A 22440-nucleotide genomic window follows, 5' to 3' on the forward strand; every position below is an offset into this window, starting at 1 on the left:
CGGAAATCCGGGAGGCGAGAAACGGGAGCGCCATGATAATCGCTCAGGGTGGGCTGAGGTCATCCAATCCTGCTTCATGCAGGACCTGTCGCTCGATCTCCTGCAGGCGACCCCTCTGCGCCATGTGCCGCAGCACTTCCTCCAGGCGTGGCGCCAGATCGCGATGGCGTGGGTTCAGGTAGTGGTGCATGGAGAAACGCTCCAGCACCGGATGCAACGGCTGGATACCGCGCATGCCGCTCTGGCGCAGGATGCACATGCCTGAGTAGTAATCCTCCACATGCACGTCCACCCGACCACCGGCCAGCTTGCGCATGCCGTTCTCCACTCCGTTGGAGGGTGACATCCGCACCCCCTTGAGTCGCAGTTCCAGGGCCGCCTTGCCGCGCTCGAAACCCACGAGGTAGGGCTTGAGACTGGACCAGCCGCGCAGCTGTAACGGGCGATTGGCGAAGGCGACCGCATAGGACTCGAACAGGGGCGTGCGGATCAGCAGCAGGTCACTACGCTGTTCGGCTACCAGTCTGGTACGGCACAACTCGCCGTCGTTCAGTCCACGCTCGGCATACTGCAGGGCGCGTGCGGCCGGGGCGGCGCGGGTCTCGATGCTGATGCCGAGTTCGCCGTAGGCTTCCACGAGGATGCGCTTGCAGATCTGGAACAGCGGCAGGCCTTGATCGGGAAACGCACTGAATACCAGGCGCGCCTCGGCATGGCTGGGGGTGGACAGGAGCAGCAGGGCAAGCAGGCAGCATCCATGAACTCGCATTGCACAATAGCCCTGGAACACGGCCTGCGGCTGGAGTGACTGCCAGACAGCGCCGCCTGCCATGGCGAGCGCCTTGCTCCCTGCAACAGACCCATGCGGTGGGTCGCGGCGTCTTCCCCGTTCTCGATGCTTGCGGGGTTAGTTGAAACTATAGACGTCCGTCCTCAGGGTGTTGGCGAGTTCGCGAGTAGTTCGTCCGTGTACAGCACCCGGGCGTACTCGCCTTGCAGATTGGCCATGGCCATGTCGTGGACTTCGTCGGCGCTGCGCGGGCGGCCGGCAAAGTCGGTCTTGGCGAAGGTGTAGCAGGCGTCCGCTACCACGGTAGTGGCAAAGCCCAGGTTGCCGGCGCTGCGAGCCGTAGCTTCCACCGAGTTCTCGCTGGCTACACCGACAATCACCAGCCCATCGATGCCGCGCACTCGCAGCCAGTGCTCCAGGCCGCTGTTGATGAAGGCATCGGGAACATTCTTCTCCAGCACCTGCTCGCGCTCCCGAGGCATGAACTCCGGCTGGAACAGGGCGCCGGATTGCCCGGGAGCAAACACCGAAGCCGCCTCTCTCGATATATGGCGGATATGTACCAGCGGCCACCCGGCGTCACGCCAGCGTGCCAGCAGGGCGGCGATGCGGACTTCGGCATCGGGGTTGTTGCGCGGCTTGTCCAGGCTGCGGATACCTTGCTGCTGATCGATGATCAGCAGGGCACCGGGAGTGTTCTGCAAGGTCGTATCCACTTTCCGTTCCCTGAGGCTGGCATACTGGCCGCAATCTACCCCCATCGAGTCGCCGCCAGCCAGCGGCGAGGAGCTGCATTGAAGAAAATCGCCGTATTCGCCGACGTGCAGAACCTCTATTACACGGTGCGCCATGCCTATGGTTGCCACTTCCACTATGGCGCCTTCTGGCAGAGTGTCAGTGCCGAAGGCGATATCGTCGAAGCCAACGCTTACGCCATCGACCGCGGGGACCCGAAGCAGCAGCAGTTCCAGCAGATCCTTCGCAATCTGGGCTTCAACGTGAAGCTCAAACCGTTCATCCAGCGCAGCGACGGATCGGCCAAGGGTGACTGGGACGTCGGCATCACCATCGATGTGCTCGACGCCGCGCCTCGGGTTGACCTGATAGTGCTGGCCTCGGGGGACGGCGACTTCGACCTGCTACTGGAGCGGGTGGCCCAGGCCCATGGTGTGGAAACCCTGGTGTATGGGGTGCCCGGCCTGACCGCGCAATCGCTGATTCGTGCAGCCAGCCGCTACCAGCCCATCGAAGACCCCCTGCTGAAGCGCAACTGAACCGCCTCCAACCTGGAACATCTTGTGGACCCCATAGCTGTCATCGACTTCGAAACCACCGGCATCACGCCGGGCAACGACTGCCGCGCCACCGAGATTGGCGTCGTCATCCTTGAGGGCGGTCGCATCGTCGATCGCTACCAGAGCCTGATGAACGCAGGCGTACCGATTCCTCCGTTTATCCAGGGCCTCACCGGCATCACCAACGCCATGGTGCGCGAAGCGCCACCGGCGGAGCAGGTGATGGGCGAAGCAGCCGACTTCATCGGCGACCTGCCACTGCTGGCGCACAACGCGTCTTTCGATCAGAAGTTCTGGGACTTCGAACTGGCGCGCATTGGTCGCTCCCGTCGCCAGGCGTTCGCCTGTTCCTTGCTGCTCGCTCGCCGCCTGTTGCCCGAGGCACCCAACCACAAGCTCGGCACCTTGAACGCCTGGGCGAATCTGCCTGACACCGGCAAGGCGCACCGGGCATTGGCCGACGCCGAAATGGCCGCGAACCTCACTTTGCATCTGGCTGGGCGCCTGCGGGAAAAGCATGGGATCAACGCAGTGTCGCACCAGTTGTTCTGCAGCTTGCAGAAGGTGCCAGCGGCGAAGATTCCTGAAGCCCTGAGGCGGCATCGGGAGGGGTAGTCAACCCGTAGGTTGGTGCAGAGCGAAGCCCAACGGCTGGGTCGACCCGGAATCGTTGGGCCTTGCGGAGCTCGGACCAACCTACAAGCACGACTCAGCCTTTTACCGTGCGCAGGGTTTCCACCTTGCCGCGCTCCTGAAGCACGCCAGGAATCCGCTGCTCGAAGGGCGTCGAGAGGATCAGCGAAGTCTTGGTCGCGCCGAACTTGCCGATCTGGTCGATCAGATCCTGCAATTCCGGCATCGATGCCACGGCAGCCTTGATCAGCAGACAGGCATCGCCGGTGACGCGGTGGCAGAGGTTCAGCTGCGGGATATTCTCCAGAGCTTCCTGGGTTCGCTTGTAGTCACGGTCGGTGATGCGCAATTCGATCACGCACTCGATGGGCAGGCCCAGCTTCGCCAGGTCCACGCTGGCGTGGTAACCGGTAATCAGCCCACCGGCTTCCAGCTTGGCCACCCGGTCGGCCACTGCGGGTGGTGAAAGGTTGACCCGGCGTGCGAGGTCGGCGAACGACGCACGGCCATTCTCGATAAGCGCTGCAATCAGCAAGCGGTCGTACTTGTCCACAGGGACCTCCGAAATCTGCTTCTGTCGAATCAACGGTAGAAGCTGATGAAAACAGTTCTTTCCAAGGGGTATGGCGCCATGAATAAGGTTTTCGTCCTTATTTCGCCATCCTTACCTTACTTAGAATAGACACCTCATCCCCGCCTGTGTCGAGTTCCGATCATGCCTGCGCGCCGCTTTCCGCTCCTGCTCATAGGAGCCTTCATCGCCCTCTACCTGATCTGGGGTTCCACTTACCTGGCGATTCGGATCGGCGTGGAATCCTGGCCGCCCATGCTGATGGCCGGTGTCCGCTTCGTGGTCGCAGGCGCGCTGATGTACGGCTTCCTGCGCTGGCGCGGCGTGCCCAACCCGACCTGGCAGGAGTGGAAGTCCGCTGCCGCCATCGGTTTCCTGCTGCTCAGTTGCGGAAACGGTGGAGTCACCCTGGCCGAAGACCTTGGCGTGGCATCCGGTGTCGCGGCCCTGGCAGTGGCCACGGTGCCGTTGTTCGCCCTGCTGTTCGGGTTGATCTGGGGACAACGCACCACCCGCCTGGAATGGGCTGGCATCCTCCTCGGGTTGATCGGTATCGGCCTGCTCAATCTCGGCTCCAACCTTCAGGCAAGTCCTCTGGGCGCAGTCTTGATCATCTTCGCGGCGGCGGCCTGGTCCTTCGGCTCCATGTGGAGCAAGAACCTCAAGTTGCCTGCCGGCCCCATGGCCAGCGCGGCGGAAATGCTCGCCGGTGGCGTCGCGTTGCTGGCCGGCAGCCTGCTGAGCGGTGAGCGCATGGCCGCCGCGCCGACGCTCGCCGGTTGGGGGGCATTGGCCTACCTGATCGTGTTCGGCTCCATCATCGCCTTCAGTTCCTACCTCTACCTGCTGAAGAACGTGCGCCCGGCCGCGGCCACCAGCTACGCCTACGTCAACCCGGTGGTGGCGGTGCTGCTGGGAATCGGCTTTGCGGGCGAGACCTTCGGTGCGGAAGAGGGCCTGGCCATGCTGGTGATCATCGGCGCCGTGGTGCTGATCGGCCTGCCGCAATGGCGTGAGCGCAAGGACATGAAGGCGCAGAAGGCAGAAGGGCTGGAACAGCAGACCAGTTGATCCCGGAAATCGTGGGCAGCCTGATAGAATTGCGCCTTTTCCGCACACTATGGCTGCCCCAATGACCTTCGCTTCCCTCGGCCTGATCGAACCCCTGCTGCGCGCCACCGAGGCGCTTGGCTACCAGACCCCGTCGCCGGTGCAGGCCGAGGCGATTCCCGCCGTCCTCAAAGGTCGTGACCTGATGGCCGCGGCCCAGACCGGCACTGGCAAGACTGCCGGCTTCGCCCTGCCGCTGTTGCAGAAGTTGACCCAGGAAGGCCCGGAAGTGGCCAGCAACTCGGTTCGCGCCCTGGTGCTGGTGCCCACCCGTGAGCTGGCCGAGCAGGTCAACGAAAGCTTCCACGTCTACGGCCAGCACCTGCCGCTGCGCAACTACGCGGTCTACGGTGGCGTGAGCATCAATCCGCAGATGATGAAGCTGCGCAAGGGTATCGACGTCCTGGTCGCCACCCCTGGCCGGTTGCTTGACCTTTATCGGCAGAACGCCGTGAAGTTCAACCAGCTCCAGGTGCTGGTGCTGGACGAGGCCGACCGCATGCTTGACCTGGGTTTCGCCCGTGAACTGGACGAGCTCTTCACTGCGCTGCCGAAACGCCGGCAAACCCTGCTGTTCTCCGCCACTTTCTCCGATGCCATTCGCCAGATGGCCCGCGAACTGCTGCGTGACCCGCTGTCCATCGAGGTCAGTCCGCGCAATGCGGCTGCGAAAAGCGTGCGCCAGTGGCTGATCCCGGTGGACAAGAAGCGCAAGAGCGAGCTGTTCCTGCACCTGCTGGCAGATCGCGGCTGGGGCCAGGTGCTGGTCTTCGTCAAGACCCGCAAGGGTGTCGACCAACTGGTGGACGAACTCCAGGCCAGTGGCGTCAGTGCCGATTCCATCCACGGCGACAAGCCACAGCCGTCGCGCCTGCGCGCGCTGCAGCGCTTCAAGGCCGGCGAAGTACAAATCCTGGTCGCCACCGATGTGGCTGCTCGTGGCCTGGATATCGACGACTTGCCGCTGGTGGTCAATTTCGACCTGCCCATCGTTGCTGAGGATTACGTACACCGTATCGGCCGTACCGGCCGCGCCGGTGCCACTGGTGAGGCGGTTTCGCTGGTCTGCGCCGATGAGGTGCAACTGCTGGCGGCTATCGAGGTGCTGATCCGCCAGACCATCCAGCGTCGTGACGAACCAGACTTCTACCCTGATCACCGGGTGCCCATGACTGACGCTACTGGCCAGGTGATCAAGAAGCCGAAGAAACCCAAGAAGCCGAAGGAATCCCAGGCCGTCGCCGGCAAGCCGGGCAAGGGTGCAGCACTGGGCCGCTGGGTCGACAGCGAGAAGCCCAAGGTGAAATCCGTGCGCAAGGCGCCGGGATTCGGTAAGGCGAAGAAGGGCTGAATCCGGCTCCAGGCGTCACCGTACTGTGGTGATGGGTGACGCCTGATGGGGCAACGGGAACCGGAACGGGGCAGGGCAGGTGACCGACACCCCCGTGCCAGAGGGGCTGGCGAGCTTTCAGGATATTGGCGCACTTCCTGCATTTCTGTGCGAAATGCTGAACGCCTATAGTGATTGAAGCGCAGCCCAACCTCAGGCATTTCCCACATGCGCCACAAGGAACTCAAACACTGGACCACCGGTGTTGCCCATCTGCTTGCCCAGCCCGCCGGGCGGGCCCGTCTGCTTGGCCTCAGCCAGTGGCTGCAGCAGGTCTGCCATGTCGACCATTTCGTGCTCTTCGTCTATGAAGGCAACCACAGGCCGCTGGCCCTGTTCGATACCTTTCCGCCGGACAAGCGCCATGTGTACGTCGAGGATTACCAGGTCGGTCCCTACCTGCTCGACCCCTTCTATCTCGCCTGCACCCGAAACCAGGCCCCCGGCCTCTGGCGCTTGCGCCAGTTCGCCCCGGACCACTTCTACCTCGGTGAGTACTACGTCACCTATTACCAGCAGACCGGCCTGACCGAAGAGATCGCCTTCTTCATCGACCTGGCCGATGGTGCCAAGGCGGTATTCTCGCTGATGCGCAGCACCTGCAGCCCGGCCTACAGCCGCGATGAAATGCAGTTGCTGGATTGCGCCCAGCCAGTGGTGGAACAGGTGGTGAACGAAGCCTGGGAGCAGGCCCGTGCCCACGCGCCGCGCCCGGTCCAGGACCTGGACTACAAGATCCGCGAAGCCTTCGATCAGTTCGGCGCCCATGTGCTGACGGCGCGGGAGCAGGAAGTGGTGCAGATGCTTTTGCGTGGCCACTCCAGTGCATCGGTAGCCGAGCACCTGGCAATCAGCCCCGGCACGGTGAAAATCCACCGCAAGAACATCTACGCCAAGCTCGGTATAGGCAGCCAGTCGGAGTTGCTGGGCTTGTTTGTGCGGGAGTTGGGTGGCCAGCGTGATGAGCCCGAGCCGTTACAGAAGGCGGTCTAGCCTTATCGCCATTGGTGATTAACAAGCGACTGATCAATAACCAGCCAGTCTGGTCTGGCCCAGCAGACATCGGCATCCGACGCGGATGCCCACGAGTTATCCACAACGATTTGCACAGAAATTGTGAGCAGCGGGGGACGATGAAGCTGCCCCTGTGGGGGCGAATTCATTCGCCAAGGGCAACGCTGTTGCCCCGTTGGAATCCATAGGGCAAGCCTTCGGCCTGCTTGGCGCTTGAAATCGCCCCGACAAAGAGAGGCTGATCAAAAAATGATCGCAAGGCTCAAGGCCTAGCCCCCTGTGGCCTGCAGCCCACCATCCATAACTTATCCACAATGGATTCCACAGTTTCTGTGGAATGAGCGTCTATCCCCCGAGGGATATATACAGCCCGGAATCGCCATTGCTAGCGTGTGGCCATATGCCAAGAACACCTGCAAAAAGGGGCCGGTCGTGAGCGATGTAAGCGAGTTCTGCGATATCGAGTTCCGCAATGTGGTCAAGCGCTATGGCGCGGTCACGGCGGTCAACGGCCTGAACTTCAAGGTGCGGCGTGGTGCTTTCCATTCTTTCCTCGGCAGCTCTGGCTGCGGCAAGACCACCACCCTGCGGATGATCGCCGGCTTCGAACAACCCAGCGAGGGCGAGGTACTGCTGGCCGGGCATTCGGTTGCGGGAGTACCGGCGCACCAGCGGCCGGTGAACATGGTGTTCCAGAGTTATGCGCTGTTCCCGCACCTGTCGGTGGCGGAGAACATCGCCTATGGCCTGCGCTACCACCAGCCACGCCCAGGCCGTGCCGAGCAACGCCGCCTGGCGGACGAAGCCTTGGAAATGGTGCGGCTGTCCGGCTTTGGCCAGCGCAAGCCGCACGAGCTTTCCGGCGGCCAGCAGCAGCGGGTGGCCTTGGCCCGTGCGCTGGTGAACAAGCCCACCGTGCTGTTGCTGGACGAACCTCTGGCCGCGCTCGATCGCAAGCTGCGCAAGGAAATGCAGTCCGAACTGCTGCGCCTGCAGCGCGAAGTGGGCATCACCTTCGTGCTGGTCACCCACGACCAGGAAGAGGCGTTGTCCATGAGCGACAGCATCAGCGTCATGCAGGACGGCCAGATCCTCCAGAGCGCCAGCCCCGAGCAACTCTATGAAACCCCGGCGAGTCGCTACGTAGCGGACTTCATCGGCGAATCCAACCTGTTCGATGGCACGGTGCGGCGCATCGACAATGGCCGCGTGCTTCTGGAAACCACCCACGGCCTGCAACTGGCCAGCCCGCAGACGCCCACTGGCCCCGCCCTCAAGGCGGCCGAGCCCGGCTGCATCGCGGTGCGCCCGGAGTTGATCGCCATTGGCGCCAGCGAGGTCGCGCTACCCCGCGAGATCAGCCTGCCGGGCCAGGTGGTGGACCGCATCTACCTCGGCAACCTCACTGAATACCGCGTGCGCACCGAGCCTTTCGGCATCGTCTGCGTGCGCGTGCAGCGCCATGGCCAGCACGAGCGCTCGGCCTTCGAGCACGGATCGCCAGTGCGGATCGGCTGGGACCAGGCCAGTGGCCTGGCCATGACGTTGTGATAACGCAGTACGGTACGGACAAGAACAACCAACCCTTACAGGCAGGTAGCAGCAATGGATCGGAAAGACTTCATCAAGCAACTGCGTAGTTGGCAGAACGGTTCCATCAGCCGTCGCGAGTTCCTCGGCCGTACGGGGCTTGGCGTAGCCATGGCGGTGATGGCCGCCAATATGCCGGGTCTGCTCACCAGCAACCGCGCCTTCGCCGCCGAAAAGGGCGCCCTTGGCGACCGCGTGGTCCTGGCCACCTGGCCGAACTATCACAACGCCAACAACTTCGCCGCCTTCGCCGAACAGACCGGCGCCCAGGTACAGATGAACGTGTTCGGCTCTAACGAAGAGATGCTCGCCAAGCTCCAGGCGGGCGGCAGCGGCTGGGACGTCTTCGTGCCCACCAACTACACCATCAGCACCTACGCTGAATTGGGCCTGATCGAGCCGCTGGACCTGTCGCGCCTGCCCAATTTCGATCCGGCTTCGTATGAAAAGCGCTTCATGGAACAGGGCGTCATCAACGGCAAGACCTACGCGGTACCGAAGAACTGGGGCACCACCGGCTTCGTCTATGACGGCGACAAGATCAAGGCCAGGCCCACGACCTGGAAGGAGTTCTGGGAGCTGACAAAAGGGGACGCCACTGGCCGGGTGATGGTCCACGACTACCAGCTCACGGTGATCGGCAATGCGTTGAAGTCCTTCGGCTACAGCTTCAATTCGCTGGATCCGAAGGAGCTGGCCGAAGCCGAGAAGTTGCTGCTGGAGGTCAAGCCGCACCTCTTCGCGATCAACTCCGACTACCAGCCGTCCATGCGCAATGGCGATGCCTGGATGTCCATGTGCTGGACCGGCGACGCCTCGCAACTGCATCGCGACATGCCGCAGATGACCTACGTACTGGGTCGCGAGGGTGGCGAGCTGTGGAGCGATTTCTTCGCCATTCCGAAGAGTGCCGAGCGGCCGGATGCGGCCTACGCGTTGATCAACTTCCTGCTCGACCCGCGGGTGAACAAGCTGGAAGTCGAGGCCCACGGTTATCCCACCGGTGACAAGCGTGTAGATGCGCTGCTGCCCAAGGACATGCTCGACGACCCGATCATGTATCCGGCAGCCGATCTGCTCAGCGCGCTGGAGTTCGGCGCCGCAGCCACCCTGACCAGCCCGGCGCGGGCGGAACTGATGGCGCGCTTCAAGGCAGCCTGACTGGTAGGAGCGAGCTTGCCCGCGAACCTCGCTGCGAGCATTCGCGAGCAAGCTCGCTCCTACGAAAACCGCAGTAATGAATCGCAAGGAATCTTCCATGAACGTCGCTCTCAGCGCCCCCGCGCTGGCCGATGCGGGCCAGGCCGCGCCGGTGGAAAGCCGCAGCCTCGGCCGGCGTGTCACGCTGCTCCTGCTGTTGCCGTCCACGCTGTGGTTCCTGCTGCTGCTTCTGATGCCACTGGTGATCATCCTGGTCTTCAGCCTCGGTGAACGCAGCCCCGTGGGGGGCTACAGCGCGGCCCTGACCCTGGAGAACTACCTGAACCTTGGCTCGCGGGCGAAGGCTTTCTACAACACGCTGGTGCTGGCGCCCCTGGGTACCCTGGTGTGCCTGGTGGCGGCCTACCCGCTGGCCTATTTCCTGGCGGTGAAGGTGCAGCGCAGCCGGTCGTTGTTGCTGACCCTGGTGATCGTACCGTTCTGGACCAGCTTCCTGATCCGTACCTACGCCTGGATCTTCATTCTCGGCGGCAAGGGCATCCCGGCGCTGCTGGCGATGGTCGGGCTGGAGGATGTGCGGCTGATCAACACCCCGACCGCGGTGCTGATCGGCATCGTCTACGGCTACCTGCCGCTGATGGTGTTCCCCATCTACGTCAGCCTGGAGAAGCTGGACAAGCGCCTGCTGGAGGCGTCGTCGGACCTCGGCGCGGGGGCCTTCGAGACGTTCCGCCGGATAACCCTGCCGCTCTCGGCGCCCGGTGTCATTACCGGCAGCATGCTGGTGTTCATCCTGCTCATGGGCGAGTTCCTGATCCCGGCGATCCTCGGCGGCGGCAAGGTGTTCTTCGTCGGCAACGCCCTGGTGGATCTCTTCCTGCAATCACGCAACTGGCCGTTCGGCAGTGCGGTGGCCATGACCCTGGTGGCGATGATGCTGGTGATCATCGCCCTCTACCTGAAACTGGTGGCGCGCTACGGCAAGCGCGGCACTGAGGGGATGCTCTGATGTGGCTGCGCAGCTATTCCACCTCGCTCTACCTGTTCCTCTACGCGCCCATCGCGCTGATCGTGTTGTTCTCCTTCAATGCCGGGCGCAGTGGGCTGTCCTTCGAGTGCTGCTCGGTACAGTGGTTCGGCCGCGCGTTCAGTAACCCCTTCATCATGGAAGCCCTCGGCACCAGCGCGCTGATCGCCTTCTGCTCGGCGCTGATCGCCACGCTGTTCGGCACCCTTGCGGTATTCGGCCTGGAGCGGGCGGGCAAACGCGTGCGGCTGTTCTTCGACGCCATGACCTACTGCGCGATCATCATTCCCGGCATCGTCATCGGCATCGCCACCCTGATTGCGTTCATCAGCCTGTTCGAAGTGGTCAACCCGCTGCTCGACCTGCTGCTGGGCGCCGGGCTGCCGCGCTTGCGCATGGGGTTTTTCACGGTGATCGCCGCGCACTCACTATTCACCATGGCGCTGGTGATCGTGATCGTCCGCACCCGCGTGGAGTCTCTGGACAGGGCTTTGCTGGAAGCCTCCGCCGACCTCTATGCACCGCCCCTGGAAACCTTCCGCCGGGTGACCTTGCCGCAGATCGCCCCGGCCATCCTGGCCGGCTTCCTGCTCGCGTTCACCTTCAGCTTTGACGACTTCATCGTCGCCTTCTTCGTCGCCGGGTCGGAAACCACCTTGCCGATCTACATCTTCTCGTCGATCCGCCGGGGCATCACACCGGAGATCAATGCCATTTCGACGGTGATCATCTGCGTCTCCCTGGCGCTGCTGTTCACCTCCCGCTACCTGCAGAACCGCCACAGCGGCGCCTGAGCGCCCATGGAGCAGAGCCATGCGTGACCAGTTGTACATCAACGGGCAATGGGTCCGTCCCGACCTGGGCGGATATTTCGAAGTGCTGGACCCCAGCAGCGGCGACCTGATCCAGCGGGTGCCGGCGGCCACCGAGGAAGATGTCGACCACGCCGTGCACGCCGCCCGCCAGGCCTTCAACCGTGGCTGGGGCCAAAGCAGCGGGGCCGAGCGCGCCGATTGGCTTGATGCCCTGGCCAGCGAGCTGGAAGGTCGCCAGGACGCCTTGGCAGTACTGGAGGTGCGCGACAACGGCAAGCCCCTGCCGGAAGCGCAATGGGACATCGCCGACGCCATCGGCTGCTTCCGCTACTACGCCGAACTGGCGCGGGAGCTGGACGCCCGCCAGGACGAGCCGTTGGCGCTGCCGGATGATCGCTTCAGTTGCCGTATCCGCCATGAGCCGGTGGGGGTTGCGGGGCAGATCATCCCCTGGAATTACCCGCTGCTGATGGCCTCCTGGAAGGTCGCCCCGGCTCTCGCAGCGGGCGCCACCTGCGTACTCAAACCGTCCGAGCTGACGCCGCTGACCGCGCTGGAACTGGCTGGCGCCGCCGAGCGCATAGGCCTGCCTTCCGGTGTGCTCAACGTGGTGACGGGACTGGGCGGCGAGGCTGGTGGCCCGCTCAGCCAGCACCCCGGCGTGGACAAGCTGGCCTTTACCGGCAGCGTACCGACGGGGGCGAAGATCATGTCGGCGGCGGCAGCCGACATCAAGAACATCAGCCTCGAACTGGGCGGGAAGTCGGCGTTCATCGTCTTCGATGACGCCGATGTGGAAGCCGCCGTGGAATGGATCATGTTCGGCATCTTCTGGAACCAGGGGCAGGTGTGCAGTGCCACCTCGCGGCTGCTGGTGCAGGAGGGCGTCGCCAACCGTCTGATCGAACGCCTGGTGGAAGAGACGCGGCGCATCACCATCGGCCCCGGCCTGGAACGTGGCGTGCTGCTTGGGCCTCTGGTCAGCGCCGGGCAGTACCAGAAGGTCATGGGCATGATCGAACAGGGCCGGCAGGAGGCCAGTCTGCTTACTGGCGGAAAGCGCCCGGCGCATCTGTCCCATGGCTACTTCGTCGAGCCGGCGGTGTTCGACGAGCCGGCGGACAACAGCCGCATCTGGCGCGAGGAAATCTTCGGTCCGGTGCTTTGCGTGAAGCGCTTCAAGACCGAGGCCGACGCCCTGCGCATGGCCAATGACAGCCGCTTCGGCCTGGCCGCCGCCGTGATGAGCGCCGACCTCGACCGCGCCGCGCGGGTGGCCAATGGCCTGCGCGCCGGCATTGTCTGGGTCAACTGCTCGCAGCCGACCTTCACCCAGGCACCCTGGGGCGGCATGAAACAGAGTGGCATCGGCCGCGAGCTGGGCCGCTGGGGCCTGGACAACTACCTGGAGGTAAAACAGGTCACCGAGTACAGAAGTACCGAGCCGTGGGGGTGGTACATCAAATAGGGCGACGGGAGATCATTGTGGGAGCGAATTTATTCGCGAAAGGGACGCGCAGCGGTCCCTACAAGTCTGATTGGCAGGCCTGTGGCCTGCTTCGCGATTGAAATCGCTCCCACAGGCGCGTCGTCACTTTTCCGCCAATTGCCGCTTCAACCGCGCCACCTCGGTCATGTCGGTGATCACCAGGCAAACGCGCTCCACCTTTCCGCCAGCAGCGGCCAGCGGCAGGATGGTGAGGTTCTGGTACATGAAATCTTCTTCGCCGGTGATCGGCCGGTAGTTCTCGAAGCGGATCAGGTAGGGTCGCTGCTCCCACAGGCTGAAGGCGCGCGTACCGAGTTGCAGCACGCTGTCCACCTTGCGGCGCAGCCAGTTGCGCTCGATCTCCGGGAACAGCTCGAAGATGTTCTTGCCGTGTACCCGGTCGGGACCGAGGCCGGAGTGGTTCTCCATGAAGCTGTTCCACACCTCGATGCGGTACTGGCGGTCCAGGACCACCACGCCGACATCCAGGCACTGGACGATGTCCAGCAGCCAGTGGAGTTCCTTGAAATCGATTTGTGCCGGCATGGATCAGTCCATCAGGTAGTGGATCTTCTGGGTCAGGCGCGCGATGGAGGTTTCGGTGAAGAGCAGCAGCAGATCGAAGTGCAGGTTGTGATCTTCGATGGCGTAGCTGATCTCCACTGCCAGCGTCTTGCGCCAGCGCCGGTTGTTGAGCTGGAACAGGCGTTCTATGGAGCTGTGCCGGCCGAGCAGTTGCGGATGGCCCTGGGAGAAACGCACGTCGATCTGCTCGGCGATGCCGGCCAGGCAAGCGCCGATCAGGATGCTCGCGAGGTCGAGTTGCATCTCTGCCTCATCGTTTTCGCCCTGTGGCTGCCAGCCGAGCAGGCGCGCCACCTCGGCGCTCTCGGCGTCATGGAACAACAGCAGCGCCTCGCCGGCGATGGATTCGCCGATGAAGCCCTGGCACACCGCCGACAGCCGCTCGCCGCGCTGGGCATCGGCCAGGGCCATGTGCAGTTCGCTGACTTCGAACAGGTTGACGTTGGGCACCGGCAGTTGCACGAACACCCCGAGTACGCGCGCCAGCAAGGCGGCCGCGCGGCCCATGGCGACGTTGCTGACCTCGCGCAGGGCGTCGCGGAAGTTCACCCGCAGGTCCGGATCGTGGCGTCCGGGTACGCCGGTGACCGGGCTCGTGGATGGCGCCGGGCGCAGCAGGCCGAGGCGGATCAGGGTTTCCCGCAGTTCGTCCGGATCGGCAGGCTTGCGGATGAAGGCCAGGGCACCGAGTTCGTGGACTCGGCGCTGGGCTTCTTCCTGGATGTCGCCGGAGACCACCACCACCCTGGCTTTCAAACCTTCAGCGCGAATCCGGCTGAGGACCTGATAGCCATCCATCACCGGCATGGTCAGGTCCAATAGGACGATCTGGCCATGACCCTGGCGTATGGCCTCAAGAGCTTCTTCACCGTTACTGGCCTGGGTGATATGCACCGGCCAGTCCAGCGGTAGCGCGCGAATCAACTGCTTGCGCGCCATCATCGAGTCGTCGCAGACGAGGAGGGGAATCACCTTGGGGGCACCGCATGAAGAAAGCTGGGCTCAGGGCAAGAATAGACGCTGGCCGCGTGCCAGCCGACACCTCGCGGCCAGCTTCCGATCAGATGTTCTGTCCGATGCGCCAAAGGACGCCACTGGGATCGATGAGGACAAAATCGCGCATCCGCCAGGGCTGGTCCTGGGGTGGCACCACCCGCAGGCCGTAGCGCTCGATCACACCCGAGGTCTGCACGTGCTGCCACCAGGATTCAACGTCCTTCACTTGCAAATGCATCATCAGGTTCTCCGCAAACTCCTTGCTATAGAAGTTCTGCAGGAGGAAGGCACTGTGGCCGTATCGGAAGTAGCTGACCTCGTCCGAAGTGCTGCACATTTCGAAGCCGAGTTCACGGTAGAAATCCTTGCTCTGTGCGTAATCCTTCGCTGGAACGAAGGCTTTGATCTCGATGGTGTCCAGTGTGCTCATTGGGCGTTCCATGACAGTGGCTGGAAAACGAGCCATCACGGTGGCAGGCGGCCCTCTGGCGGGGCCTGGCGAGCGATGCTACTCCAGCGCGACAGGGCGTGAAAGCCAGTGCAATACGCCTTGTGCAGCGACCCGCCCGCTGGCGAAGCAGGCGGTGAGCAGATAGCCGCCGGTAGGTGCTTCCCAATCGAGCATCTCCCCGGCGCAGAAGACCCCCGGCAACTGTTTGAGCATCAACCCCTTGTCCATTGCCTCGAAGGGAATTCCGCCGGCGGTGCTGATGGCTTCGTCCAGCGGACGCGGACGCACCAGCGTCAGCGGCAGGGCTTTGATGACCGTCGCCAGCTGCGCGGTATCGAGGAAGTCGTCCTTGCTCGCCAGCTCGCGCAGCAAGCCGGCGCGGGCGCCATCGATGCCCAACTGGCTGTGCAGGTGCTTGGCCATGGAACGCGACCCGCGCGGACGGGCGAGGGCCTTGGCGACTTTGTCCACAGGCTGGCCGGGCAGCAGATCCAGATGAATGGTGGCGCTGCCACTCGCGTTTATCCGCTCACGGATGGCGGCAGAGTAGGCATAGATCAGGCTGCCTTCGACGCCGTAGCTGGTGAGTACGAATTCGCCTTGGCGCGGAGGCTCGTCGTCCAGGCGAATGGCCACCGGCTTTACCGGCGCCCCGGCGAACTTCTCCTCGAGCAGCGGGCTCCAGCCTTCCACTTCGAAGCCGCAATTGGAGGGCTGCAACGGCGCAACGGACACGCCCCGCTGTTCCAGCAGTGGAACCCACGCGCCGTCCGAGCCCAGCCGCGCCCAGCTGCCGCCACCCAGAGCGAGCAGGCAGCCATCGGCATTGACGGCTTTCTCGCCATCGGGCGTGGCAATGCGCATGGCGCCGTCGGCGTTCCAACCCAGCCAACGGCTGCGTGTGTGGATGACCACACCCTGCTCGCGCAGGCGCTTGAGCCAGGCGCGCAACAGTGGAGCGGCCTTCATGTCAGTGGGGAAGACCCGCCCGGAACTGCCGACGAAGGTCTCGATGCCCAGGCCATGAATCCATGCGCGCAGCTCGTCGGCGCCAAATTCTTCCAGCAGCGCCGCCAACTCTTCTCGACGCGCACCGTAACGGCCGATGAAAGGCGCCCTGGGTTCGGAATGGGTGATGTTCATCCCGCCCACGCCGGCCAGCAGGAACTTGCGCCCCACCGACGGCATGGCATCGAACAGCTCCACCCGCGCACCACCCTGGGCGAGCACTTCGGCGGCCATCAGGCCAGCGGGGCCACCGCCGATGACGGCGACGAAGGGGGAGGAGTTGTTCATGGGAATAGAAGCGAAGGAGTTGGGAAGGGGCGCATTCTACTGCACAAGGCTGGGTGGACACGGCATGTTGTGGGGGCGAATTCATTCGCGATGGGTGTGGAACTGCCCCGATACGTTCAACCGGGCAGGCCGGTGACCTGCGTTCGCGAATGAATTCGCTCCTACAACAAGGATGGCGAGCCTCCCAAGCCCATCTCCCGCCACACCCGATCCGCGCTGTGGTGCAGGATGCCATGCCGCCTTGCCAGCGCCGCGCGGTCCTTGCTGTAACCGCCACCGATCAAGCCCACCACGGGGATATCCCGGCCGAGGCAATGACGGATCACCTGCTCGTCGCGCTGAGCCACACCAGCGTCAGTGAGTTGCAGATAGCCGAGGGCATCGTCCTTGTGCACGTCCACGCCCGCGTCGTAGAGCACGATGTCCGGCTGGTAGAGCGGCAGCAGATAGTTCAGCGCATCCTCCACCACCTGGAGATAGTCAGCATCTCCCATGCCCATCGGCAGGGGAATGTCCCAGTCGCTATCGGCCTTGCGGGCCGGGAAGTTCTTTTCGCAATGCAGGGAAACGGTAATGGCCTCCGGAGTATCGGCCAGCAACCGGGCGGTGCCGTCGCCCTGGTGTACGTCGCAGTCGAAGATCAGTACTCGCTGCACCTTGCCGGCCTCCAGCAGGTAGCGGCTGATCACCGCGAGGTCGTTGAAGATGCAGAAGCCCGCCGCATGGTCGAAGTGAGCGTGATGGGTGCCTCCGGCCAGGTGACAGGCAAGGCCATGCTTCAGGGCCAGGTCGGCGGCCAGCAGCGAACCGCCCACCGCGCGCACGGTGCGTCGCGCCAGCGGTTCGCTCCAGGGCAGGCCGAGGCGACGTTGTTCCTCGCGGCCCAGGTCACCATTGAGGAACCGCTGGATGTACGACGGGCAATGGGCCAGCGCCAGCACTTCGGGCGGGCAGGTCTCCGGTCGGTGCAGGCGCTCGTCGGTGGTCAGGCCGCTTTCCAGCAGATGCTCATAGAGCAGGCGGAACTTCTCCATGGGGAAGCGGTGCTCCGCCGGGAAGGGCGGGCTGTAGTCGTCGTGGTAGACCAGCGGCAGGAACATCGATAGGCACTCGGGGTGGTACGTACGGCAGTATGATTGGGCCTTCGAGCCCACCTCAAGAGACGCGCCCGTGCATCCGATCGAACTCATCACTCCACGACTGCGCTTGCGTAGCTGGCGCGACGACGACCTGCCGGCTTTCGCCGAGCTCAACGCCGACCCGGAGGTGATGCGTCACTTCCCTGCCTGCCTGGATCGAGCAGAAAGCGATGCCCTGGCGGCGCGCATTCGTCAGCATTTCCAGCGGTACAACTTTGGCCAGTGGGTAATCGAGCATCGTGGCGACGGCGGCTTTGTGGGTGTCCTGGGGCTGCAGAACGTGAACTTCGAGGGACACTTCACCCCGGCTGTGGAGATTGGCTGGCGACTGATGCATCGCTACTGGGGGCAGGGCCTGGCCAGCGAGGCAGCGCAAGCGACGCTGGCATTCGCTTTCGAGCCCTTGCAACTGGCTGAGGTCGTGGCCTTCACCGTACCCGGCAACCTGCGTTCGCAAACGGTGATGCAGCGCATCGGCATGCAGCACGATCCGGATGGCGACTTCGAGCACCCGCTCTTGCCCGAGGGGCACCCGTTGCGCCGTCATGTGCTCTACCGGCTGGGGCGCGCCGAGTGGGAAGCGTTGCGATGAACGACGCCGTGCGCGGCTATCACGCACTCAGCAAGCATCGACCGGATGGCTTCGCTCCCGGTCCGGGGCAGCTCGATTGGGCGACCCAGCCGGCTCCCTTCCGTCGCTACAGTGGGGCGCGCCTGGTCGAACTGTTTCACCGCCCGCTGGAAGAAACGCCGCCCTACGACGTGGTGTTCGCAGCTCCGGTCGGCGAGCCTGCACCGTTGAACCTCGACAGCATTTCCCAGCTGCTCTACGACAGCCTGGCGATTTCCGCCTGGAAGCAAGCTGGGGCCAGCAAGTGGGCGCTGCGGGTCAATCCCTCCTCGGGCAACCTGCATCCCACCGAGGCCTACTTGCTGCTGCCACCCGGCGCAGTGGAGGAGGCTGGGTTGCTTGCTCACTACGCACCGGACGTTCATGTACTGGAAGTCCGCGCCGAACTGCCGGCACCCCTGGCCACACAACTGTCAGCGGCGTTGCCTCCAGGTGGCTTCCTGCTGGGACTTTCCAGCATTCCGTGGCGCGAAGCCTGGAAGTATGGCGAGCGCGCCTACCGCTATTGCCAGCACGACCTGGGACACGCACTGGCAGCTCTGGCGATCGCCGCGTCGGCCTTGGGCTGGCAGGTGCGGGTCATGGGCGGCGTTGCCGAAGAGTCGCTTGACGGCATGCTGGGGCTGGATCGTCCCGGCTTTGTCGAACGTGAATGCTCCGATGTGCTGCTGTGGATCGGCCCGGCCCAAGCGTGCGAATTCGCCTTGGGGCAATCGCTGCAGGACGGCCTCGCCGCGCTGGAGCTGCGTGGCTCGCCCAATCGACTGTCTCGCGAGCAGCGCCATTGGCCTGAGCTGGAGCGGGTCCACGGCCTGTGCCGAGCACCGCGCCAGCCGTTGGCGGAATGGCCCAAGGTCGAGGCCCGTGCTGTTGTGGATAACCCTGGCCTGCCGCTGCGTCCGCTGCTGCACCGGCGGCGCAGCGCCCAATCCCTGGACGGCCGCAGCGGTGTCCAGGCGGAACTGCTGCTGGCCTGGCTGCGCCGGCTGATGCCAGCGAACTCGCCGGTTCCCTTCGCCAGCCTCGGCGAGGTTCGGGTGGACCTGCTGCTGTTCGTGCATCGCGTGCAAGGCATGGCGCCCGGTCTCTATTGGCTGGCACGCGGCGCAGTGCCCGAGGCGGAACTGGCGGCTGGCATGCGCGAAGATTTCGTCTGGGAACGGGCCGATGACGAACTGCCGCTGTACCGCCTGCTTGAAGGCGATGCCCGCGGCCTGGCCGGCTTCCTCTCCTGCGGCCAGGACATCGCCGCCGACGGATGCGTTGCACTGGCCATGCTCGCCCGCTTCGACGCCGCCCTGGAAGAGGGCGCCTGGCTGTACCCGCGGCTTTACTGGGAGTGCGGGCAGATCGGCCAGTTGCTCTACCTGGAAGCCGAGGCCGCCGGGTTATCGGGAACCGGCATCGGCTGCTACTTCGATGATTCGGTACATGAATTGCTGGAAATGGCCGACAGTCGTTGGCAAAGCCTTTACCATTTCACCATTGGCCGCGCGCAGTGGGACGAGCGCCTGACGACGTTGCCGGCCTATCCCGAACTACGAAGACCGCCTCGGCAATGACCGGGGCGGCAGCCTTGCAGAGGAGAATTCCATGACCCAGGTGCTCGACGAGCTGGTCGCGCTGCTGAGCCTCGAATCCATCGAAGAAAACCTGTTCCGTGGCGTCAGCCAGGACCTGGGTTTCCGCCAGCTGTTCGGTGGCCAGGTACTCGGCCAGTCGCTTTCTGCCGCCAGCCAGACGGTGGAATCCGAGCGCCATGTGCATTCCCTGCACGGTTACTTCCTGCGTCCGGGGGACGCCTCCCTGCCGGTGGTCTACTCGGTAGAGCGGGTGCGCGATGGTGGTAGCTTCAGCACCCGCCGCGTGACCGCCATCCAGAAGGGCCAGCAGATCTTCACCTGCAGCGCTTCCTTCCAGCAGGACGAGGGCGGCTTCGACCACCAGCTCACCATGCCCGACGTGCCAGGGCCGGAGAACCTGCCCAGCGAGCTGGAACTTGCCCGCCAGAGCACCCACCTGCTGTCCGAGCGCGTGCGCGACAATTTCCTCTGCGCCAAGCCCATCGAGATCCGCCCGGTCACCGCGGAAAACCCCTTCAATCCACGTCGTGGCGAGCCGGTCAAGCACGTCTGGTTCCGCGCCGATGGCAGCCTCCCGGACATTCCTGCGATCCACAAGTACATCCTCGCCTACGCGTCGGACTTCGGCCTGCTGACCACTTCCATGCTCCCCCATGGCGTGTCGGTTTGGCAGAAGTTCATGCAGGTGGCCAGCCTCGACCACGCCCTGTGGTTCCATCGCGACCTGCGCGCAGATGACTGGCTGCTCTACTCCATGGACAGCCCCTGGGCCGGCAATGCCCGTGGCTTCTCCCGTGGCAGCATCTTCAATCGCGCCGGCCAGCTGGTTGCCTCGGTGGCCCAGGAGGGTCTGACCCGCCTGCGCGAAGACTGGCGCTGATGTCTCCGGGCGGTCACCTGGCCGCCCTTATCTCTGCTCGAACTAGAACCGTACGAATTCCACAAACTATGGCTCTATAGCCAGTTAATGGCGGAAATCTCATTTTTTTGTAAGCGTTTTGCCTGCCTGTAGAGGGGCACCTGCTTACTCCTTCGCTGCACATTCCGAGAATTCAGACGTTTAGACGAACTATGCAGCATGGCGGCCAAATGCCACTTATGAACCGTTTGTAGAGGTTTTTTGCTCCACATCGTTTTTGAACTACGGTCCAGACAGAGGTGCATGTAAAGACAAGGAACCGTAGGAGTCGTCCGATGAAAGTCTTGCGCTGGCTGCTTCCCTTCCTGCTGCTGCTCACTCCGATACACCAGGCCCAGGCCGCCGGGACTCTCCAGGGCAACCTGGGCATCCAGATCACCATCGGTGCCGGGTGCACGGTGAACAACAGCTCCAACAACGGCAGTACCAACAGCTTCGGCAGCATCAGCTTCGGTACCTACCCAAGCCTGGCCAATATCGTCGAAGGCCAGTCCGTGGGGGCCGGCGCCGGCAGCTCGTTCGGCATCCAGTGCGCCAACAACACCGCCTACACCGTTGCGTTGAATAGCGGCCTCGCACCCTCCGGCAATCAACGGCGGATGAGCGGCGGCGCCAGCGAGTTCATCACTTACAACCTCTACCAGGACGCCGCCCGCACCACGCCCTGGGGGAATGGCAGTAACGGTGCAAACGCCTATTCGGGCACCGGCAACGGCAACAACCAGGACATCGTGGTCTATGGCCGCGTCCCCGCGCAGACGACGCCGACGTCCGGCACTTACACCGATACCGTGCTGGTCACCGTTACCTGGTAAACCGCTTTCGCCTGCCTGCGGGCAATCAAGGAAGACCAGCCAGAAGCCAGGAACGAGCCATGGTTTGCCCCCGCTACAGCAGATTGAGCCAGCTGGTGCTGATGGCCCTGTTGGCCGAGCCGGCCAGCGGCCTTGGCGCCACCAAGAGCGCCACCATCGGATTCGCCGCGGAGGTACTGTCGGCCTGCAGCGTCGGTAGCACCAACCCCGGAAACCTGGGGCAGTTCGGCACCCTGGACTTCGGCACCCATTTCTCTCTCAGTAGCGTGATCAACATGGCCGGCACTGTCGGCAACGGAGCGCTGCGGGTGAACTGCCTGAGCAGCACGCCTTACCGGGTGCTGATCAGCGCCGGTGGCAGCGGCAACGTCAGCGCCCGACGCATGACCGGGCCAGGCACCGAGCAGGTCGCCTACAACCTGTACACCGCTGCCAACTACCTGACCGTCTGGGACAACAGCGTCGGCGTGACCGGTGTCGGCAACGGCAGCGACCAGTACCTGCCCGTCTATGGCCGGGTGCCGGCCCAGGCGACACCCGCTGCCGGTGTCTACAGCGACACTGTCATCGTCACGGTGAGCTGGTGATGCGTGGCATTTTCCTGTTCGCCCTGCTGGCGCTGGCACCACCCTTGGCGGCGGATACCGGTACCAATGAACTCACCGTGCAGCAGAGCTTCCAGATCCAGGCCGTGATCAGCTCGGGTTGCCTCCTGGGGAGCGGTGCCAGCGATGTCACCAGCTTCGGCTCGTTGTCCTTCGGCCAGTTCGCCACACTGCCCGCCGACGTCAACCAGGTGACCACGCCGGGCGGCGGCTCGATCATCCTGCAATGCACGCCGGGTTTGGCGTTGACCATCGCCCTCAGCGCCGGGGCCAACACCAGCAATGTCAGCAGCGGGCGCCTGCTGGCCAAGGGCGCCGAGACCCTGCGCTACCAGTTGTACAAGGACGCCGGCTACAGCGCCGTCTGGGGTGACGGCAGTAACGGCGCCACCGCGATGAGCCTGACCTTTCCCGTAGGCGGCACCAGCCAGACCTTTCCGGTCTATGCGCGCTTGTTCAGCACGGCAGTGATGCCGTCGGCCGGGATCTACACCGACACGGTTACGGTGACCATCACCTACTAGACGGAACGAGG

Annotated in this window: 24 protein-coding genes; 16 read left to right on the forward strand and 8 right to left on the reverse strand. The window is 63.9% G+C overall.

Annotated features, from left to right (window positions below; all coding sequences use genetic code 11):
- Positions 1–43 precede the first annotated feature (43 nt).
- Together E8E75_RS26970 and E8E75_RS26975 are read right to left on the reverse strand one after the other, a co-directional pair.
- A complete protein-coding gene (locus tag E8E75_RS26970) occupies positions 44–832 on the reverse strand; it encodes a hypothetical protein (RefSeq protein WP_256660867.1) in 789 nt (262 codons plus the stop codon).
- A gap of 101 nt (positions 833–933) precedes the next feature.
- Entirely contained in the window at positions 934–1494 is a 561-nt protein-coding gene (locus E8E75_RS26975; RefSeq protein ID WP_256673252.1) for a cysteine hydrolase family protein, read from the reverse strand.
- A 90-nt stretch (positions 1495–1584) separates the two neighbouring features.
- Between E8E75_RS26975 and E8E75_RS26980 the strand changes: the two genes are divergently transcribed.
- Together E8E75_RS26980 and E8E75_RS26985 are read left to right on the forward strand one after the other, a co-directional pair.
- Complete coding sequence (locus tag E8E75_RS26980; protein WP_153921453.1) at positions 1585–2064, forward strand: NYN domain-containing protein; 480 nt, start codon at positions 1585–1587, stop codon at positions 2062–2064.
- A 24-nt stretch (positions 2065–2088) separates the two neighbouring features.
- Positions 2089–2700: a 3'-5' exonuclease gene (locus tag E8E75_RS26985; RefSeq protein WP_120653078.1), complete on the forward strand. Its 612-nt coding sequence runs from the start codon at positions 2089–2091 to the stop codon at positions 2698–2700.
- 94 nt (positions 2701–2794) lie between these two features.
- On the opposite strand, the gene E8E75_RS26990 is transcribed toward E8E75_RS26985, so the two are convergent.
- Positions 2795–3271 (reverse strand): Lrp/AsnC family transcriptional regulator, encoded by a 477-nt coding sequence (locus E8E75_RS26990; protein WP_120653077.1) that lies wholly within the window; start codon positions 3269–3271, stop codon positions 2795–2797.
- A gap of 162 nt (positions 3272–3433) precedes the next feature.
- Between E8E75_RS26990 and yedA the strand changes: the two genes are divergently transcribed.
- The 8 genes from yedA to E8E75_RS27030 all read left to right on the forward strand — a co-directional run bounded on the left by yedA (position 3434) and on the right by E8E75_RS27030 (position 12864).
- Complete coding sequence (yedA, locus tag E8E75_RS26995; RefSeq protein WP_120653076.1) at positions 3434–4360, forward strand: drug/metabolite exporter YedA; 927 nt, start codon at positions 3434–3436, stop codon at positions 4358–4360.
- A 61-nt stretch (positions 4361–4421) separates the two neighbouring features.
- The gene (locus E8E75_RS27000; protein WP_153921446.1) at positions 4422–5750 is read left to right on the forward strand and encodes a DEAD/DEAH box helicase; all 1329 of its coding nucleotides are present in this window, start codon (positions 4422–4424) and stop codon (positions 5748–5750) included.
- A 207-nt stretch (positions 5751–5957) separates the two neighbouring features.
- Positions 5958–6782 carry a helix-turn-helix transcriptional regulator gene (locus tag E8E75_RS27005; protein WP_120653074.1) on the forward strand — a complete coding sequence of 275 codons (825 nt, stop codon included), beginning with the start codon at positions 5958–5960 and terminating at the stop codon, positions 6780–6782.
- Between the two features lie 453 nt (positions 6783–7235).
- Positions 7236–8354, forward strand: coding sequence for an ABC transporter ATP-binding protein (locus E8E75_RS27010; RefSeq protein ID WP_280359945.1), 1119 nt, complete (start codon positions 7236–7238; stop codon positions 8352–8354).
- A 54-nt stretch (positions 8355–8408) separates the two neighbouring features.
- Positions 8409–9554: a spermidine/putrescine ABC transporter substrate-binding protein gene (locus E8E75_RS27015; protein WP_153921444.1), complete on the forward strand. Its 1146-nt coding sequence runs from the start codon at positions 8409–8411 to the stop codon at positions 9552–9554.
- A gap of 97 nt (positions 9555–9651) precedes the next feature.
- A complete protein-coding gene (locus E8E75_RS27020) occupies positions 9652–10563 on the forward strand; it encodes an ABC transporter permease (RefSeq protein ID WP_120653072.1) in 912 nt (303 codons plus the stop codon).
- Positions 10563–11375 carry an ABC transporter permease gene (locus E8E75_RS27025; RefSeq protein WP_120653071.1) on the forward strand — a complete coding sequence of 271 codons (813 nt, stop codon included), beginning with the start codon at positions 10563–10565 and terminating at the stop codon, positions 11373–11375. Before E8E75_RS27020 ends, E8E75_RS27025 begins: the two co-directional genes overlap by 1 nt.
- A 19-nt stretch (positions 11376–11394) precedes the next feature.
- Positions 11395–12864, forward strand: a complete 1470-nt coding sequence (locus E8E75_RS27030; RefSeq protein WP_120653070.1) for an aldehyde dehydrogenase family protein — start codon at positions 11395–11397, stop codon at positions 12862–12864.
- Positions 12865–12987: 123 nt separating this feature from the next.
- On the opposite strand, the gene E8E75_RS27035 is transcribed toward E8E75_RS27030, so the two are convergent.
- The 5 genes from E8E75_RS27035 to E8E75_RS27055 form a co-directional block, all read right to left on the reverse strand.
- Positions 12988–13431, reverse strand: a complete 444-nt coding sequence (locus E8E75_RS27035; RefSeq protein ID WP_120653069.1) for a PAS domain-containing protein — start codon at positions 13429–13431, stop codon at positions 12988–12990.
- Positions 13432–13434: 3 nt separating this feature from the next.
- A complete protein-coding gene (locus tag E8E75_RS27040) occupies positions 13435–14442 on the reverse strand; it encodes a response regulator (protein WP_120653068.1) in 1008 nt (335 codons plus the stop codon).
- A gap of 88 nt (positions 14443–14530) precedes the next feature.
- On the reverse strand, positions 14531–14896 hold the full coding sequence (locus tag E8E75_RS27045) for a VOC family protein (RefSeq protein ID WP_120653067.1): 366 nt from the start codon (positions 14894–14896) through the stop codon (positions 14531–14533).
- A gap of 78 nt (positions 14897–14974) precedes the next feature.
- A complete protein-coding gene (locus tag E8E75_RS27050) occupies positions 14975–16213 on the reverse strand; it encodes a TIGR03862 family flavoprotein (RefSeq protein ID WP_153921442.1) in 1239 nt (412 codons plus the stop codon).
- Positions 16214–16374: 161 nt separating this feature from the next.
- Positions 16375–17313 carry a histone deacetylase gene (locus tag E8E75_RS27055; protein ID WP_153921440.1) on the reverse strand — a complete coding sequence of 313 codons (939 nt, stop codon included), beginning with the start codon at positions 17311–17313 and terminating at the stop codon, positions 16375–16377.
- A 70-nt stretch (positions 17314–17383) separates the two neighbouring features.
- On the opposite strand from E8E75_RS27055, the gene E8E75_RS27060 reads away from it, so the two are divergent.
- The 6 genes from E8E75_RS27060 (at position 17384) to E8E75_RS27085 (ending at position 22429) form a co-directional block, all read left to right on the forward strand.
- A complete protein-coding gene (locus tag E8E75_RS27060; RefSeq protein WP_280359948.1) occupies positions 17384–17944 on the forward strand; it encodes a GNAT family N-acetyltransferase in 561 nt (186 codons plus the stop codon).
- Positions 17941–19545: a nitroreductase family protein gene (locus tag E8E75_RS27065; protein ID WP_153921438.1), complete on the forward strand. Its 1605-nt coding sequence runs from the start codon at positions 17941–17943 to the stop codon at positions 19543–19545. Before E8E75_RS27060 ends, E8E75_RS27065 begins: the two co-directional genes overlap by 4 nt.
- A gap of 31 nt (positions 19546–19576) precedes the next feature.
- Entirely contained in the window at positions 19577–20446 is an 870-nt protein-coding gene (tesB, locus tag E8E75_RS27070) for an acyl-CoA thioesterase II (protein WP_153921436.1), read from the forward strand.
- A gap of 314 nt (positions 20447–20760) precedes the next feature.
- Positions 20761–21300, forward strand: coding sequence for a spore coat U domain-containing protein (locus E8E75_RS27075; RefSeq protein WP_120653061.1), 540 nt, complete (start codon positions 20761–20763; stop codon positions 21298–21300).
- 59 nt (positions 21301–21359) lie between these two features.
- Positions 21360–21887 carry a spore coat U domain-containing protein gene (locus tag E8E75_RS27080; RefSeq protein ID WP_256673243.1) on the forward strand — a complete coding sequence of 176 codons (528 nt, stop codon included), beginning with the start codon at positions 21360–21362 and terminating at the stop codon, positions 21885–21887.
- Positions 21887–22429 (forward strand): spore coat U domain-containing protein, encoded by a 543-nt coding sequence (locus E8E75_RS27085; protein ID WP_120653060.1) that lies wholly within the window; start codon positions 21887–21889, stop codon positions 22427–22429. Before E8E75_RS27080 ends, E8E75_RS27085 begins: the two co-directional genes overlap by 1 nt.
- Positions 22430–22440 lie beyond the last annotated feature (11 nt).

The sequence above is a fragment of the Pseudomonas sp. BN606 genome (assembly GCF_029873115.1).
In the GTDB taxonomy this organism is placed as follows: domain Bacteria; phylum Pseudomonadota; class Gammaproteobacteria; order Pseudomonadales; family Pseudomonadaceae; genus Metapseudomonas.